Consider the following 15,947-nt stretch of genomic DNA (forward strand, 5'->3'; position numbering starts at 1 on the left):
GCAGCATCATAGAGCAAACCTGAAATCTTATGGTGCAACGCTACTCATCTGCGCTTTCGCGATCCATTCCGTTTATCGTCTTAACCGCACTGGCCATGTGCCTGCAGCCCGCCTTTACGCAGGCCCAGAAGCTGTCGAACAGTTTACAGGGCTCCAGGCTAACCCGGATTTACCGCCTTACAGAGACTGAAACCTTTTTGTTTGCTGCCGGCAGGCGCAACAGCTCCATGCTGCATACCCAGGTGGATTCCTTTGACCGGGCGGCTGTTTACCGCAAAGAACTGGCCCCGGGGCACTATCTTTTCGTAACCGCACGCCAGGCAGAACTGGCGTACCGACTGCATGCCGTCCAGAACCTGGATATATTTTTTGTTAACCAGTCCAGGAAGCTAGGGTTCACCCTGACCGACCGCCAGGGCAGGGCGGTAACTGACGCAGTTGTACGCACAGGAAGTGGCCGGGTGGTCCGTTTTGACCGGGCCAGGCAGCTCTATGTAACAGGCCCTTCGCCGGGAACGAAGGTGATCAGGGCTGTGCATGCCGGTCAGACTAACTTTTTCGTGGTTGAGCGGCATCAGCAGAACTACCGGCCGGCACAGACATTCCGGAAATTTCTTTTCAGCAAGCCGCTGATCTATACCTGGATGCCCGTCAAAAACCTGCTGAGTAACCGGCATTCCCCAATTTCTGACGCTAAGCGCACAGGCCTCCGGAAGTTTTCAGGATACATGACTTTCAATAAACCTAAGTTTAAGCCCGGCGATACCCTGCGCTGGAAAGCTTTTGTTGTAAGCCGGCAGGGCAGAAGCATCAGGCCACAGGCAGCAGAACTTGTGCTGAAGCGTTATGGCAAGCCCGAACAGATATTGGACACATGTTCTTCCACACGGCCCGGTAGTTTTTCAGGAACAGTGGCGCTCGCGGCGCTTAAACTAGACCTGGACCGGCAGTATACGCTTGAGCTGCGCGCCGCCGGCGGGGGAGCAGTGATGGTTTCAGGCACATTCGGCTACGAAGATTATGAGCTTAAGGCACTGCGCTTTGCGGTGCGAACGGATAAAACGGAACACGCACCAGGCAATCCGATCGCGCTGTATATAAAAGCCAGCGATGAGAATGATCTGGCCGTTCCCGACGGACGCGTCGAACTTATTGCAACGAGCGGACCAGTCAGGCAATATAGATCTGATGGTGTTTTTGTGCCCGATACGCTGTGGCAGCATTCCATTAAACTGGAGCCTGTCGGGGAGACAAGGCTGCTCCTTCCCGACAGCATTTTTCCGAGGGCAGACCTGGCTTTCAACCTGTCTTTTCAATTCCGGAACAGCAGCAACGAAAGCCGGTCTGAATACCGCAGTTTCAGCTACACCGATGCCCGGGAACAGCTTACGCGAAAATTTGAAGGTGATTCCATACGTTTCGATTATCTCCTGAACGGCCGCCCGCAACCACGATCAGGAATGTTGTACCGTTTACGGCCAGACGAAACTGAATTGGACAGCCTTGTGGTTCAGCTGCCTTACTGCACAAAATTTGATCCGCGGTTTGGTGCCTATGAGCTGCAGGCGGGGCCATTGCGGGCAGATGTTACCGTGTCAGATTTTGATCCGCAGGTCGCCGTGTCGGGGCTGCGGCATGCTGATTCGCTATATATTAAAATGAGTAACCCCCGGGGCATTCGGGTTTGGTATATGCTGAGCGGCGGAAATAAGGTGCTGGCCAGCGGATATGGTACCCGGCTTGATACCGCGTTTCAGTACCGGGGCTCGCAGCCGGTTGCGGTGCAGGTAAATTTTCGCTGGGGCGAGGCCGAGCGCAGTGTCAGGCAAACGGTCCATCTAAACAAAAACCTGCTGGCCGTGCAGCTCGATGCACCTGCAGCCGTTTACCCGGGTCAGACTGTGGCGATGAAAGTCAGTGTCCGGGATGCAGACAAGCGCCCGGTGACGGGCGCTGACCTCACAGCGCAGGCCTATACGGGTAAGTTCGGCAGCGCCGGGGTTTTCCTGCCCTATTTTGCCGATCGCCGGGACAAGGAACAAAAGGCCCATGCCACTTTTGAAGGAGAGAGCCTCGACATGACCATGGGCCGGATTCCGCTCGACTGGCAGGCGTTCGGGAAGCGTTTGGCTCTCGACACCGTTGAGTATTACAGGTTCTTGTATCCTAAGGGAAAGTATGAACTGTCAGAAGCGAGCAGGGACACCACAACATCGGTTGTGCCTTTCCTGGTCAGCAATGGCGCCATAGACCCGGTCAGTATTATCTACATAGACGGTGTGCCGGTTTATTTCTCGCAGGCAGACCAACTGCAGCGTTATGCCTTTAAGGTAGATCCGGGCAGGCACCGGATTATATTGCGCAGCAGCCGCTATGAGGCCGACTTCGAAGCCGATATCCGCTTTGGCCACCGCCATGTAATCAGTGTTCAGGCCGATCCAAAAAACGCTTCGGCCCGGGTAGTGGCTATGGGGTCGAAACTCAGTCCGGCTGACGAATCTGTGTTGTCGAACTATATGTTCCGCGTTCAGGATAACTTCCAGTTTGAAAAAACGGTTATACGTGATGGCCAGGCAAACACCTGGCTGCTGAATCCGCCCGGTTCCGACAAGTCTGAACGGCTCATTGGCCCGATTGCTGCCAATTACCTGACCTTTTCCCGGCCTTCGCTTACCTTATCTTTTCTGAAGGAGCCTGATTTCAGTTATACGTTTGCGCCGGGCCTGATCAGGCAAAAGTCTGCCTCAATTTTTGACAACCCAGGGTGGCAGCTGCGCGCTGTGCCAGAAGCGGGCAATACAGATTACCGCCAACAGGCACTGGATGCCCGGACGATTGACAGCATATGGAATGATTTCCTCGACATGCGAAGCAGGACCACCAACCTGTTTCCGGTACATGAGCCCCCTGTGGCAAAGGGCGGTACTTTGGTGCTGGCACTCGATACAAGTCTGACAATCAGCCAGCCGTACCTCAAGACGATCGTTTTGTACCGCTACGATGCGCCTGATTTCGTTCGCATTTTGCCGGGCAACACCCAGTTTTTTGGCCGCCTGGCCCCTGGTGCATACCGCGTCCTGCTGCTCCTGAAAGACAACCGTTATTATATGGCCGAGCAGGTGTCGGTGAAAACCGGTGGCAGCAATTATCTTAAGATCAATAAGCTAAGACTGCATGCAGCCAATAAAATGAGTATGCGTATCGATTCTCTGCTCAAATCTGCCGGTTCGGGCCCGGGCTGGGGCAGTGCTGCCCAGCGCCAGCAGCTAGCGCTCTCGGTTACGGAACAATTTAATGACAGCCATCTGAACCGCGCCGATTTCGGGTTCAGGATGACCGGGCGGGTGACGAGTCAGGAAGACGGCTCGGCCATGCCGGGTGTTGCCGTGAAGGTAAAGGGATTTTCTGCCGGTGTCAGCACAGGTGCAGACGGTACCTTCAGTATTCCCGTGCCGGCCGGCGGACACCTGACTTTTAGCTTTCTGGGATTTGAGAACGAAGAAGTACCCATCAAAGCCGGGGCACATGTCCAGCTAAGCCTGAAACCACAAAGCATGGCGCTTCAGGAGGTCGTTGTGGTTGGCTATGGCGCCGCTAAAAGAAGGAATCTAACCGCTTCTGTTGCCACCGTGCAGGGCGCCACACCCGGCTTGCAGATCAGGGGTAAAAATTCAGCAGCCGGGCAGCCGATGCTCATCGTTGATGGCCTTCCGTACAATGGCAGGCTTGAAGATATTTCGTCTGATGACATTGCCGATGTGAGTATACTGAAGGATGCGGCAGCGACAGCCATTTATGGCAGCCAGGCCGCAAACGGCGTGGTTATCATTAAGCGCAAAGCGGTCGGCGGCATTGCCGCTACGGGATTTTCTGCGGAATCTGGCCTGCGGCGCAATTTTTCTGATGTCGGGTTCTGGAAACCGGAGCTGTTCACGGATGCAAACGGCGAAGCCCGGTTTACCGTAACCTTTCCGGACGATATCACAAGCTGGAATACGGAGGTATTTGCCATGACCGGCCGGCGCCAGAGCGGACAGATCCAGACCTCCATCCGGTCATTCAAGTCGCTCAGTGCAAATCTCGTCTCGCCGCAGTTTGCCATCAAAGGAGACAGCCTGCAGGTCATGGGCAAATTGATGAACTATACGCCGGTCACCGAAACCGTCATGCGCCGCCTGCTGGTTAATGGAACTGAGCGGCTTGCAGGGCAAAGGCAGGTAAAGCATGCACATCTGGACAGCCTCATGTTCAATGTAACGAGTACCGATACGCTTCAGTTCAGGTATACGCTTGACCAGCCAGGAGGATACACCGATGGAGAAGAACGAAAGGTGCCGGTGTACGATCCCGGGGTGCTGGAAACCGAGGGTAAGTTCGCTGTCCTGGCCGCCGACACGTCTGTGGCCTGGAACTTTGATGCGGCCCGCGGATCGGTCAAATGGTACGCTGAAGCTTCGGTATTTCCAGTTTTGCTTGATGAACTGAGACGGGTCAGAGACTATCCTTACCAGTGTAATGAACAACTAGCCTCCAAACTTAAGGCCTTGCTGCTTGAGAAACAGTTGCGGAAAATGCTGAAGCAACCTTTCAGTTTTGACAGCGACATCGGTAAAATAATCAGGCTGCTAGAAAAGAACAGGCTGCCGAACGGACTTTGGTCCTGGTGGCCTGATGGCCGGGCTGAGATGTGGATCACGATACACGTTGCAGATGCCCTCCTTAAAGCCGGCTCGCAGCACTACCATACAAGTCTGGACAAAACAACGCTGTTCAGGTCTGTGCAGGCCGGTCTGTCAGACCTCGCGGCAGGCGAACGCAGCCATGCGCTTGAGTTGCTGCACCTGCTCGACCCGGCATATCCGCTCAGCGATTGGCTGCGGCGCGAAGAACAAGCTACGCGCCTGGTTAAACAGCCGGGACTGTACACCAGGCTCAGGCTGCTCCGGCTGAAACAGCTGCAGGGAGAACCAATACAGGCAGCAGCATTGGTGGCCATAAAGAAACAGACCATGTTTGGCGGCAGTTACTGGGGCGAGGAGGGACACGCATTTTTTGACAACAGTGTGCAGAATACCCTGCTTGTCTACAAGCTGCTGAAAACAGCGGGAGGGCATGCCGCAGAGCTGGCCCGGATCAGGCAATATTTCCTGGAACAACGAAAAGACGGGCAATGGCGAAACACCTATGAGGCGGCACTGATCCTCGAGGCGATCCTGCCCGACCTGCTTGAGCAGCCGGACGCCGGAAAACCCTCAGCCTTGCGGCTCAACGGTACGCTGCTCAGCCGGTTTCCGGCAAACGGTACACTGCCTGGCGGACAAACGCTATCTTTCTCCAAGACGGGCACGCTGCCGGTTTACATAACCGCTTACCAGCAGTTCCTGAACCCCAGGCCGGTCGCTGTCAAAAAAGATTTTGAGGTGAAGACCGTATTGTTGCAACAAGGGGCAGAGGCAGCGCAACTGAAGGCAGGAATACCTGCGGTACTTCGGGTAGAGGTGAAAGTCCGCGCAGATGCAGACTATGTGATGATCGAGGTACCCGTGCCAGCTTCCTGCTCGTATGATGACAAAGCCGTCAATTACAGGCTCGAGACACACCGTGAGTATTTTAAGGAAAAGACGGCGATCTTTTGCAATAAATTGAAGCAGGGCAGCTATATCTTCGAAATTCGCCTTATGCCGCGTTACCAGGGCAGGTATGTGCTGAACCCCGCCCGCGCCGAGATGATGTACTTCCCGGTATTTTATGGACGCGAGGCACTGAAAAATGTAGCCATAAACTAACGGGGTGCGTTCAGGATATTTTTTATTCCTCAAGGCCGGCAGGCCCGGGGCCTGTGCAAGGGTCCGGGCGCCTGCAGCCACCGCTTGTACACAGCCGCTTGGCTTGTGCAAACATTAATCCCAGCTCCAGACCTGTACCAGCCTGTCATCGCCGGTCGAGACCAGGTGTGCGCCATCCGGCAGCCAGGCTATTTTATTTACAGAATGGCTGTGACCGCTTTTGCTCTTCTCCAGGCTTAAGATCCTGAGCAGGCGGAAATCTTCGCTGTTCCAGATCTTGATACTTTTATCCTGGCTGCAGGTTGCAAAACAGGCTCGGTCAGGATGAAAGACAATTCCATAAACCGCGAACAGGTGAGCCGCCAGACTGGCCGATTCTACGAAGCTGCCAGCTGCCCATTTTTTTACCTGGGCATCGCGGCTGCCTGAAAGCAGGTAACTGCCATCCGGTGAAAACGCCAGTGAGGTGATTGCGCCTTTGTGGCCGCTCAGTTCAGCCAGCAAACTGTAGTCTGAGGTGTCGTAAACGCGAATAATGTGATCTTTACAGCCCACGGCAATTTCAGCGCCGTTTGGCGAAAGAGCCATGCATCTTGCCGTATCACTGCCGGCGCTGAACTGGTACACCTTTTCGAGCGAGCGGGCATCCCATACTGTGAGCTGTCCGTTTTCTCCGCTCGACAGCAGTTCCTGTTTACCGGCAATGCCCTGAAGGCCAAATACCGCCCCGCCATGCGCATCCATACGTGACCGCCCGCCGGTTTCGGGGTCTATTGCCTCAATAAGCCCGCTTTTCTGTGCAGCAAACAGCTTGCCTGCAAAAAAATGAAGGGCATATACTGAGCTTGATACGGGCGTGAGCACCTTGGTAAAGCTAAAATCTACTGCAGACCACTCAACTACCCCTTTATCATTTCCAGCCGTATAAAACTTAGGCTGTTCAGGGTGTACCGCTAATGCGTAGACCGGATTCTGGTGCCCGGGGAGTGTTTTGTTCAGGCTGAGCATGACAGGCTACCGGTGTCTTTTTTCCAGGTTCAGCGCCAGGTCATTCCAACTGCGACCTTTTTCGCGCAGCAGAACAGACAGGTGAAACACCAGGTCAGACGCTTCGTTCAGGAAGTCTTCGTCGGTTTCGGCCAGTGCCGCAATAACCGTTTCCACACCTTCCTCGCCAACTTTCTGCGCTATTTTGTTCAGACCTTTCTGGCGCAGCTTGTTCACATACGAACTTTCTGATGGATGCTCATACCGGTCTGCGACGATGCGTTCCAGTTCAAAAATAAAATTCTGGTTATAGGGGGTGTCGAAACAGCTGCGGTTGCCTGTATGACAAGTGGGTCCAATCGGCTGGGCTTTGATGAGGATCGTGTCCCGGTCGCAATCCAGGCGCAGGTCTTTCAGCAGAAGAAAATTTCCGCTGCTCTCGCCCTTCGTCCAAAGCCGGTTCTTGGAACGTGAAAAAAAGGTCACTTTACTTTCCCTGAGCGTCTGCTGCAAGGCCTCATTGTTCATGTACCCCAGCATCAGCACTTCGAGGGTCTGTACGTCCTGTACAACGACCGGCAGCATGCCTTCGCCTTTGCTCCAATCCGGCTCGCCGATTGCGGAAAATGTATTCATGATAATAGCTTTATGCGATCAGGACTGCAGCCTGACCGGAATGTGGTGTGCGTTGAGTTCTTGTTTCAGTTCGGGGATCAGTATTTCGCCATAGTGAAATACCGAGGCCGCAAGGGCTGCATCTACATCGGCCTGCACGAAAACTTCGGTAAAATGAGCCGTTTTGCCAGCACCGCCCGAGGCAATGATCGGGATGTTGATGCGGTCATTTATCTTGCGCAGCAGGGAACAGTCAAAACCCTGTTTGGTGCCGTCGTGATCCATCGATGTCAGCAGGATCTCGCCCGCGCCGCGTGTCTCGGCATCTTTAATCCAGCTCTCGGTTTCTATAGCGGTAACCAGCCGGCCACCGTTCAGGTGCACCAGGTTTCTGCCGTTCACCAGTTTGGTGTCTACGGCCAGTACCACGAACTGTACCCCAAAAGCCCTGGCCAGATCTTCGATCAGCACAGGATTTCGCACCGCTGCAGAATTGATGCTGATCTTGTCGGCGCCGGCGCTCAGCAGCGCTTCGGCATCTGCTACAGAGCTGATGCCACCACCAATGGTAAAGGGAATATTCAACTGCCGGGCAACCGATTTGACCATCTCGATGGTCGTCTTGCGTTTTTCGTGCGTGGCAGTGATGTCTAAAAAGACCAGCTCATCTGCACCCTGCTGCGCATACTGCGCAGCCAGCTCGACGGGGTCGCCCGCATCGCGCAGGTCCACGAAATTGATGCCTTTAACAGTCCGCCCGTCTTTCACATCGAGACAGGGAATGATTCTTTTACTAAGCATTACAGCGATGTCATGGCCTTTAAGTTCCAGGCTTTGATTTCTTCGATGCTGATGCGATTTTCGTAAATGGCTTTACCAACCACGCAGCTCCGGATGTTGAGTTTGGCCAGTTCTTCGATGTCTTTCATTGAGCTGATTCCGCCCGAGGCGATCAATTTGATGAAGGGCGAGTGGTTCAGTAATTTCTCATACAGATCGACCGCGGCGCCACCCAGTTTGCCATCTTTATTGATGTCGGTGCAGAGAAAGCGGAAAAAGCCCAGCTGCAGGCAGCGGTCAACATAGTCCATGAGTTTAATGGGCGAACTTTCCATCCACCCTGAATACTTGATGACTTCGTCAAGTACGTCGATCGCAATGACAATCCGGTTTGCATAATCATCTTTTTTTCCAACTTCCCTGCTAAGTTCATCAAGAAACGAGGGGTTGGTAATGGCCTGCGTGCCGACTATAACGCGGTGAATACCCGAATCAAGCAACTCGGTAACCTGGCTGATCGTGCGGATACCGCCACCATACTGCACCCGCATTTCTGTTTTTTTGATCACATCGAACAGGGCTTTCTGGTTGCTGAAATCGCCTTTGGCGCCATTCAGGTCAATGATATGGATAAAATCGGTGCCATTCGACTGGTATTTCTCGATCATTTCGGCAATCGAAACGTCGTACTCGGTTTTCTGGTTGTAATCACCTTCGCGCAGGCGCACGACCTTTCCGTCTAGAATATCAATGGCGGGAATTATATACATTTTCTTAATTTATGTTGCTGAAGTTTTTCAATAGTTGTTCGCCGGCTGCGCCCGACTTTTCGGGGTGGAACTGAACGCCGTAAAAATTATCCCTGTTAATTGCCGCAGAGAACCGGTTGCCATAGGTAACTGATGCGATGTCAAAAATAGGCTTATATTCAATAAAATACGAATGCACAAAATAGAATTGTGCAAATTCATCAACACCATCAAACAGCAAATTGTTTTGGTGCTGAACGGTGTTCCAGCCCATGTGTGGTATTTTGATTCCCAGCGACTTATCGAACAAACGGGTGTTGAGCGGAACAATGCCCAGCAGTTCGCTGTCGCCTTCTTCTGAGTGGGCAGTAAGCAGTTGCATGCCGACACAGATACCCAGCACCGGCTTGGTTAGTTTACAGATCGGTTCGACCAGTCCGGTAGCCCGGAGCTTCTGCATGGCGGCGCCGGCATGCCCTACACCCGGTATGATGATGTGGCTGTAGGCCTGCAGTTCAGCTTCGGTATTGACCATGCCATACTGTAGGCCGAGCCGGTCGAGGGCTGCGGTCAGGGAAAAGATATTCCCCGCGCCATAGTTGATGATTCCTATCATAACAGTTTGTGCTTAGAGCAACCCTTTGGTGCTCGGTAAGACCATTTTTTCCGGATCCCGTTTAACGGCCATTTTGATCGCTTTTGCAAATGCTTTAAAAACGGCTTCGATTTTATGGTGTTCGTTTTCTCCCTCTGCCTTGATGTTCAGGTTGCATTTTGCAGCATCACTGAACGACTTAAAGAAATGGAAGAACATTTCGGTTGGCATATCGCCCACTTTTTCACGTTTGAACTCCGCGTCCCACACAATCCAGTTGCGGCCGCCAAAGTCAATGGCTACCTGTGCCAGGCAGTCGTCCATAGGCAGGCAAAAGCCATAGCGTTCAATGCCAAGTTTGTTGCCGAGGGCTTTACCAAAAGCCTCACCAAGGGCAATGCCGGTGTCTTCAATGGTGTGGTGCTCGTCGATGTGCAGATCGCCGTCGGTTTCTATCTTCAGGTCAATGCCACCGTGGCGCGCAATCTGGTCCAGCATGTGGTCAAAAAAGTGAAGGCCTGTTGCCACCGTTGCTTTGCCGGTACCGTCAAGGTCCAGTTGCACACTGATCTTGGTTTCATTTGTATTGCGGGTATGGTCAATGCAGCGGCTGCCGGCACGAAGAAATGTGTAAACATCTGCCCAGTCTCTGGTCTCTAATGCGATGATGTCTGACAGCGTTTCATATTTGTCGAGCGCCTCATGCTGGCCCAAGTGGTCGTTCTGGCGCAGGTAGATGGCTTTCGCGCCCAGATTGCGCGCCAGGATCACATCATTGAGCCGGTCGCCGATCACAAAGGAGTTGGCCAGATCATAGCCCTCGGCCAGGTAGTGCAGCAGCAGGCCGGTTTGGGGCTTCCGTGTCGGAGCATTCTCGTGTGCAAAGGTCCGGTCAATGATCACCTCTTTAAATTCGACCCCTTCGCCGGCGAATGTATCAAGGATAAAGTTATGTACAGGCCAGAAGTTCTCTTCGGGATGGGAATCTGTGCCCAAGCCGTCCTGGTTGGTCACCATAACCAGGTCGAAATCAAGCTCCCGGGCAATTTTGCTCAGGTAGTGCAATGATTTCGGGTAAAATTTCAATTTCGCGAAACTGTCAATCTGCTCATCTTCTGGTTCCAGGATCAGCGTGCCATCGCGGTCTATAAATAATGTTTTTTTCATTGTCTTGTTTTTGTTTTGGCCCGGCCCGCCTGCGTCCTGCGTTCCGGCCCGGCGTACAGCTTCCTGGTCGCTTAAGCAAAGGCTTTCATCCGCTCCAGGAGCCGGGCGTTTTCTTTTGGTGTGCCGACTGTAATGCGCAGGCATCCCTCGCAAAGTACCACCTTTGAACGGTCACGTACAATGATGCCATCATCTACAAGCTGGTTATAGATCTGTTCGGGTTGTGTTACTTCAACCAGGATAAAGTTTGCGTCTGAAGGATATACCTGTCTGACTGCAGGGAGGTCAGCAAGCGCACTTGCCAGCCTGTCACGTTCGTTTACAGTTGTCTTAATCCAGGCATTTACCTGGTCTATGTTTTTTAAGGCTTCAAGCGCGAGGTCTTGGGTGGCCTGGTTAATGTTGTAGGGTGGTTTGATTTTGTTCAGCACATCGATGATCTGCGAGGATGCGAAAGCCATACCGAGTCTCAGCGCTGCAAGCCCCCAGGCTTTAGAAAATGTTTGCAGCACAACCAGGTTGGGATACTCTGTCAGTTCGCGGATAAAGGTGTGCTGTTTGGAAAAGTTGATGTACGCTTCGTCCACAACCACCAGGCCGTTAAAGTTGGTAAGGAGCGTCTCGATATCGTGCCGGTTAAGGGAGTTACCGGTGGGGTTGTTGGGTGAGCAGACAAAGATGAGTTTGGTCCGGGCATCGATCGCTTCGGCCATGCCATTCAGGTCAAGCTGAAAACCTGGCAGGAGGCTGATCTTCCTGGTCTCCACATCGTTAATGTTCGCCGAGACCTCGTACATGCCATAAGTTGGCGGCACCAGGATCACATTGTCTTTTCCAGGGTTGCAGAAGGCACGGTACAACAGGTCGATGGCTTCGTCCGAACCATTCCCCAGAAACGTGTTTTCGATGGGAACACCTTTAATGCGGCTGATGGCCTCTTTAAGATCAAGCTGCAGCGGGTCAGGATACCGGTTGTAGTCGGCCGGCAGCGGCGAGCCGAAGCTGTTTTCGTTCGCATCAAGAAAAACCGATGCCTGCCCTTTAAACTCGTCCCTGGCGGTAGAGTAGGGGCTGAGTTTCTGTATGTTTTCTCTGACGAGATCGTTGATGTTCATTTGTTGTGCAAAATTAGGAGTTCTGATCTGTTCTCTGAAGTTCCTCGAGGCGGATACTCACAGCATTGCGGTGTGCGTCCAGGCCTTCGGCCGATGCGAGGATCTCGACCGTCGGACCAAGGTTTTGTAGTCCCCGGGGACTGATGTGCTGGAAGGTGACTTTCTTCAGAAAAGAGTCGACCGACACACCCGAATAACCTTTGGCGAAGCCGCTCGTAGGCAGCGTGTGGTTTGTTCCTGAAGCATAGTCGCCGGCGCTTTCAGGTGTCAGGTTACCCAAAAATACAGACCCCGCATTGCTGATCTGCGTAAGCAAAGATTCAAAGTGCTCGGTAGCGAGGATCAGGTGTTCGGGGGCGTATCTGTTGGAGAACTGCATGGCGCTTTGCAGCGTATCCGCATAAATCATGTAAGAGTTATTTAAGGCTTTCGCCGCAATATCGCGGCGGGGCAGCGATATCACTTGGCGGTCCAGTTCTGCGATCGTTTGTTCTAAAATATCTCTTGAAGTAGCAACCAGTACTGCCTGGGAATCAGGTCCGTGTTCTGCCTGTGCAAGGAGATCAGCAGCCAGGTATGCCGAATTGGCAGTCTCATCTGCGACGATCAGAACCTCAGATGGGCCTGCCGGCATATCGATTGCTACCCGGTTTTGAACAAGCTGTTTGGCCGCAGTTACATACCGGTTGCCCGGCCCGAAAATTTTGCTGACTGCAGGAATCGTTTCGGTTCCGTAAGCCATCGCGGCAATGGCTTGCGCACCGCCTGCCAGGTAAAGCCGGTCAATGCCGAGCAGCGTGGCACAGTAGGCCAGGTAGCAGTTCGTCTTGCCATCGGTCTGCGGAGGCGAACAAACCACAATCTGTTTGCAGCCGGCAAGCGCAGCAGGGATGGCCAGCATGAGAAAGGTGCTTGGCAGAACGGCCGAACCACCCGGAACGTAAAGTCCGACAGACTCGATGGGGCGGCTTTCCCGCCAGCAGGTTACGCCCGGCATGGTTTCTACCCGGTCTTCCTGGCGCAGCTGGGTTTCATGAAAACGGCGGATGTTCGCAGCGGCAGTGTCAATGGCTTTGCGGGCTGCTTCAGGAATGTCTGCTGCAAGAGCAGCGAGCTCAGTCGCGCCCAGATAGAGAAGGTCAAGTTTCACCCCGTCAAAGCGCTCAGCCAACTGACGCAAAAGCGCGTCACCCTGTGATTTCACACCATCGAGAATGTCCCTCACGGTGCTAACGACCTGCTGATCATCTTCCAGGCTGCGTGAACACAGCTGGTCAATTTCTACATCAGATAATTTATTAAAATCGTAGATTTTCAATGTTTTAAAGTTTTGTATTAACTTTTGGTTAATGCGGTTGCAGCGATGTTCAGACGCTTAAACTATGATTTTTTCGATCGGCAGGACAAGGATACCTTCGGCGCCGGCGGCTTTCAGGCTATTGATCTTTTCCCAGAAATCTTCTTCGGCGATCACCGAATGTACGGCCACCCAATTTTCCTCAAATAAGGGGACAATGGTCGGGCTTTTCACGCCGGGCAGTAAGGCCACAACCTTTTCCAGGTTATATCTTTCGACATTCAGCACCACGTATTTGTTCGATTTTGCTTTCAGCACCGAACGGATGCGCTGAAGCAGTTCGGCTACTTCGGGCGCATCGTAGATGGTCTTATTGGCGATCAGCACAGCTTCCGAACGCATCACGTCTGCGAAGGGTTTTAGCCCGTTGTTTTTCAAGGTTCCCCCAGTCGAGACGATATCGCAGATGGCGTCACTTAAGCCCAGGCCCGGGCCAATCTCGACCGAACCGCTGATGACCCTGATCTGCGCTTCCACGCCTTTAGATTTAAGAAAATTGTCAAGAATAACAGGATAGGACGTGGCAATCGCTTTGCCGTTCAGTTCTTCAATACTGGTGTAGCTTTCGGTAGCGGGTACTGCAATCTTCAGCGTGCATTTACCGAAGCCGAGTTTCTGCAGGTAGTGTACGTCAGCGCCGGTTTCCTCAATCACATTTTCGCCTACAATACCGAGATCGGCAATGCCGTCCTGAACATACTCAGGGATATCATCATCACGCAGGAACAGGATTTCCAGCGGGAAATTGGTAACTGAAGAAATGAGTGAGCTTTTGTAGTTTTCGAATGAAAGACCGCAGGTTTTTAAGATCTCTACTGATTTTTCATTAAGTCTGCCAGATTTTTGTATGGCAATTTTGAGTGTCTTCACTAAGTGTTGATTAAAGATGTATACAAGAAAATATTTTTAAAAACAGTTTTGACGTACAAAACATAACACATTACATCGCCTGGCGGCGATGGTGGAAATGTAAGTGGTGGTTCAAAACAAAGTTCATAAATTCCTGCTGTCTCTATCAATGTCTAGCTGCGGCAAATATAACCAAACGCGGTAGAAATCAAAAAAATATGGCATTTTATTTGAGTATCGGGGCTTGGGAGGGTCGGTAACGGGCCCCGAGAATCTTATCTTTGCCTGTTTTGAAGAGAAATTTACGCTTAATCATTCCTTTTTTCCTGTGTCTCAGTGCCTGCGGTTGGTTTAAACCGGTTCCTGAGGTTGGCTCGGTCCTGGCAGAGCACCTGGATAACAAACTGTACAAAAAATTTGATACGGCTGCTTACATCCCCGTATTCAGACGGGTTGCCGACAGTTTGGCCAGTCATTTTTCAAATCCGCAAACCATTCGTTCGCTGTATGCAGCACAAGAGTATGAGCCACATCTTGTCCAGTCGTTTTATGCTACCGGCGGCCTGGATTCCTTGCGCGATTACCTGAAAAGAGCCGATCTGCACGGACTGGATCCAAAGATCTTCAGGCTCAAACAAATTGAAGCCCTGCTTGCCCAGCTGAATGCCAATCGCTTTTCGTCAATCGAAGAGGTGTACCCCGTTGTGGCTGCGCTTGAACTGAATGCTGCCGAAGGATTGCTCAAGTACAGCAACTTTCTGAAATTCGGAGCAGTAAACCCGCGCAAGCTGCTGAGCCGTTTTTATATCCGCATTGGCAGGCCAGACAGTACGTTTATGAAGCAGGTACTGCAGACCGACGATTTGCTGAAAACGCTGGAATCTGTGCAGCCGGCCAGCGAGGCCTATAAACAGATGCAGGCTGCCCTGGCCGCTTACCGCCGGTCGGGTGCCGATCAGCAAACTCTCCGCACGCTGAAGATCAACATGGAGCGGATGCGCTGGCAAATGCCGGCAAACGAAGATGATGAAATGGTGCTTGTCAACATTCCTGATTTCTCGCTGACCTGGTTCGATAAAACCGATACGCTTGCTTTTATGAAAGTTTGCGTTGGCGGACCACGCGAAAAGGCATACGAAGAAAAGATGAAGCGTTACCTGCAGACCGGCAGCCTTGATGACAAACCAAGAAACCATGAGACGCCTTTGCTCGCTAGCCGCATCAACTCCATTCAGGCTAATCCCATCTGGAATATCCCGGTCAGTATCGCACAGAGCGAGATCTATTACCAGGCATTAAAAGATCCCTACTACCTGTCGAACAGCAACATCAAAGTGTACCGCAAAGGTGTGGAGATCGGCGAACCAGATACCATTCAGTGGAGCCGGTACCCGAGAAACAAGCTGCCTTATCAGTTCAAGCAGGGCTCTGGAGAGGGCAATGCGTTGGGCAAATTCAAGTTTATTTTTAACAACGGCTCCAGCATTTACCTGCACGATACGAACAACAAATATGGGTTCAAACTGCGCAACCGGGCCATTAGCCACGGCTGCGTACGCATTGAAAAGCCGCTGGAATTTGCCGAACTGCTGGTTAGAAGCAAATCACAGTATGACCTGCTGCGCATGGAAGTGGACCTGCCGCCGCTGGATACCACTAAAATGCCGATCTTCAGGAGAAAACAGGAACGCAAGCGCGATACAGTAAACAGCTACCAGCTGCGGCCCAAATGGTTTGGCACCAAAAAACCGGTTTACCTGCTCATAAGCTACCAGACAGCCTGGCCACAGAACGGGCGCATCGAGTTTAGAACAGATGTATACGGGCATGATGAGATTTTGTGGCGGTCGCTCAAAAAATACGCAGCTTAACACCCGGTGAACAGCTACCGCCCGCTGCGGCACTTTGGGCGCGGCGCAGGGGCGAGAGCTGCCGGAGTGCGGCGGG

The 15,947-nt window shown here is 52.5% G+C and carries 11 protein-coding genes; 2 read left to right on the forward strand and 9 right to left on the reverse strand.

Features of this window, described 5'->3' with window-relative positions; all coding sequences use genetic code 11:
* Window positions 1-29 precede the first annotated feature (29 nt).
* Complete coding sequence (locus tag C7T94_RS18110) at window positions 30-5,786, forward strand: alpha-2-macroglobulin family protein (protein ID WP_107217312.1); 5,757 nt, start codon at window positions 30-32, stop codon at window positions 5,784-5,786.
* Window positions 5,787-5,900: 114 nt separating this feature from the next.
* Here C7T94_RS18110 and C7T94_RS18115 read toward each other — a convergent pair whose 3' ends face one another.
* The 9 genes from C7T94_RS18115 to hisG all read right to left on the reverse strand — a co-directional run bounded on the left by C7T94_RS18115 (window position 5,901) and on the right by hisG (window position 14,021).
* Window positions 5,901-6,794: a WD40 repeat domain-containing protein gene (locus C7T94_RS18115; RefSeq protein ID WP_107217314.1), complete on the reverse strand. Its 894-nt coding sequence runs from the start codon at window positions 6,792-6,794 to the stop codon at window positions 5,901-5,903.
* 6 nt (window positions 6,795-6,800) lie between these two features.
* Entirely contained in the window at window positions 6,801-7,409 is a 609-nt protein-coding gene (gene hisIE, locus C7T94_RS18120) for a bifunctional phosphoribosyl-AMP cyclohydrolase/phosphoribosyl-ATP diphosphatase HisIE (protein WP_107217316.1), read from the reverse strand.
* Window positions 7,410-7,427: 18 nt separating this feature from the next.
* Window positions 7,428-8,189 carry an imidazole glycerol phosphate synthase subunit HisF gene (hisF, locus tag C7T94_RS18125; RefSeq protein WP_107217318.1) on the reverse strand — a complete coding sequence of 254 codons (762 nt, stop codon included), beginning with the start codon at window positions 8,187-8,189 and terminating at the stop codon, window positions 7,428-7,430.
* Window positions 8,189-8,938 carry a 1-(5-phosphoribosyl)-5-[(5-phosphoribosylamino)methylideneamino]imidazole-4-carboxamide isomerase gene (gene hisA / locus C7T94_RS18130; protein WP_107217320.1) on the reverse strand — a complete coding sequence of 250 codons (750 nt, stop codon included), beginning with the start codon at window positions 8,936-8,938 and terminating at the stop codon, window positions 8,189-8,191. The genes hisF and hisA overlap by 1 nt, the downstream gene beginning before the upstream one ends.
* Window positions 8,939-8,942: 4 nt before the next feature.
* The gene (hisH, locus tag C7T94_RS18135) at window positions 8,943-9,533 is read right to left on the reverse strand and encodes an imidazole glycerol phosphate synthase subunit HisH (RefSeq protein WP_107217322.1); all 591 of its coding nucleotides are present in this window, start codon (window positions 9,531-9,533) and stop codon (window positions 8,943-8,945) included.
* A gap of 12 nt (window positions 9,534-9,545) precedes the next feature.
* Complete coding sequence (hisB, locus tag C7T94_RS18140) at window positions 9,546-10,679, reverse strand: bifunctional histidinol-phosphatase/imidazoleglycerol-phosphate dehydratase HisB (RefSeq protein ID WP_107217447.1); 1,134 nt, start codon at window positions 10,677-10,679, stop codon at window positions 9,546-9,548.
* Between the two features lie 71 nt (window positions 10,680-10,750).
* Window positions 10,751-11,794, reverse strand: a complete 1,044-nt coding sequence (gene hisC, locus C7T94_RS18145; protein ID WP_107217324.1) for a histidinol-phosphate transaminase — start codon at window positions 11,792-11,794, stop codon at window positions 10,751-10,753.
* A gap of 13 nt (window positions 11,795-11,807) precedes the next feature.
* Window positions 11,808-13,112, reverse strand: coding sequence for a histidinol dehydrogenase (hisD, locus tag C7T94_RS18150; RefSeq protein ID WP_107217326.1), 1,305 nt, complete (start codon window positions 13,110-13,112; stop codon window positions 11,808-11,810).
* 57 nt (window positions 13,113-13,169) lie between these two features.
* Entirely contained in the window at window positions 13,170-14,021 is an 852-nt protein-coding gene (hisG, locus tag C7T94_RS18155) for an ATP phosphoribosyltransferase (protein ID WP_107217328.1), read from the reverse strand.
* Between the two features lie 269 nt (window positions 14,022-14,290).
* On the opposite strand from hisG, the gene C7T94_RS18160 reads away from it, so the two are divergent.
* Window positions 14,291-15,871, forward strand: a complete 1,581-nt coding sequence (locus tag C7T94_RS18160) for a L,D-transpeptidase family protein (RefSeq protein ID WP_107217330.1) — start codon at window positions 14,291-14,293, stop codon at window positions 15,869-15,871.
* Window positions 15,872-15,947: the final 76 nt, after the last annotated feature.

The organism is Pedobacter yulinensis, assembly GCF_003029735.1.
GTDB lineage: Bacteria > Bacteroidota > Bacteroidia > Sphingobacteriales > Sphingobacteriaceae > Pedobacter > Pedobacter yulinensis.

What these genes read in the sequence shown, in the direction of transcription:
- hisIE (WP_107217316.1), bottom strand. Translation starts at nt 7,409, where the DNA reads ATGAATACATTTTCCGCAATCGGCGAGCCGGATTGGAGCAAAGGCGAA.
- C7T94_RS18115 (WP_107217314.1), bottom strand. Translation starts at nt 6,794, where the DNA reads ATGCTCAGCCTGAACAAAACACTCCCCGGGCACCAGAATCCGGTCTAC.
- hisH (WP_107217322.1), bottom strand. Translation starts at nt 9,533, where the DNA reads ATGATAGGAATCATCAACTATGGCGCGGGGAATATCTTTTCCCTGACC.
- hisC (WP_107217324.1), bottom strand. Translation starts at nt 11,794, where the DNA reads ATGAACATCAACGATCTCGTCAGAGAAAACATACAGAAACTCAGCCCC.
- hisF (WP_107217318.1), bottom strand. Translation starts at nt 8,189, where the DNA reads ATGCTTAGTAAAAGAATCATTCCCTGTCTCGATGTGAAAGACGGGCGG.
- C7T94_RS18110 (WP_107217312.1), top strand. Translation starts at nt 30, where the DNA reads ATGGTGCAACGCTACTCATCTGCGCTTTCGCGATCCATTCCGTTTATC.
- hisB (WP_107217447.1), bottom strand. Translation starts at nt 10,679, where the DNA reads ATGAAAAAAACATTATTTATAGACCGCGATGGCACGCTGATCCTGGAA.
- hisA (WP_107217320.1), bottom strand. Translation starts at nt 8,938, where the DNA reads ATGTATATAATTCCCGCCATTGATATTCTAGACGGAAAGGTCGTGCGC.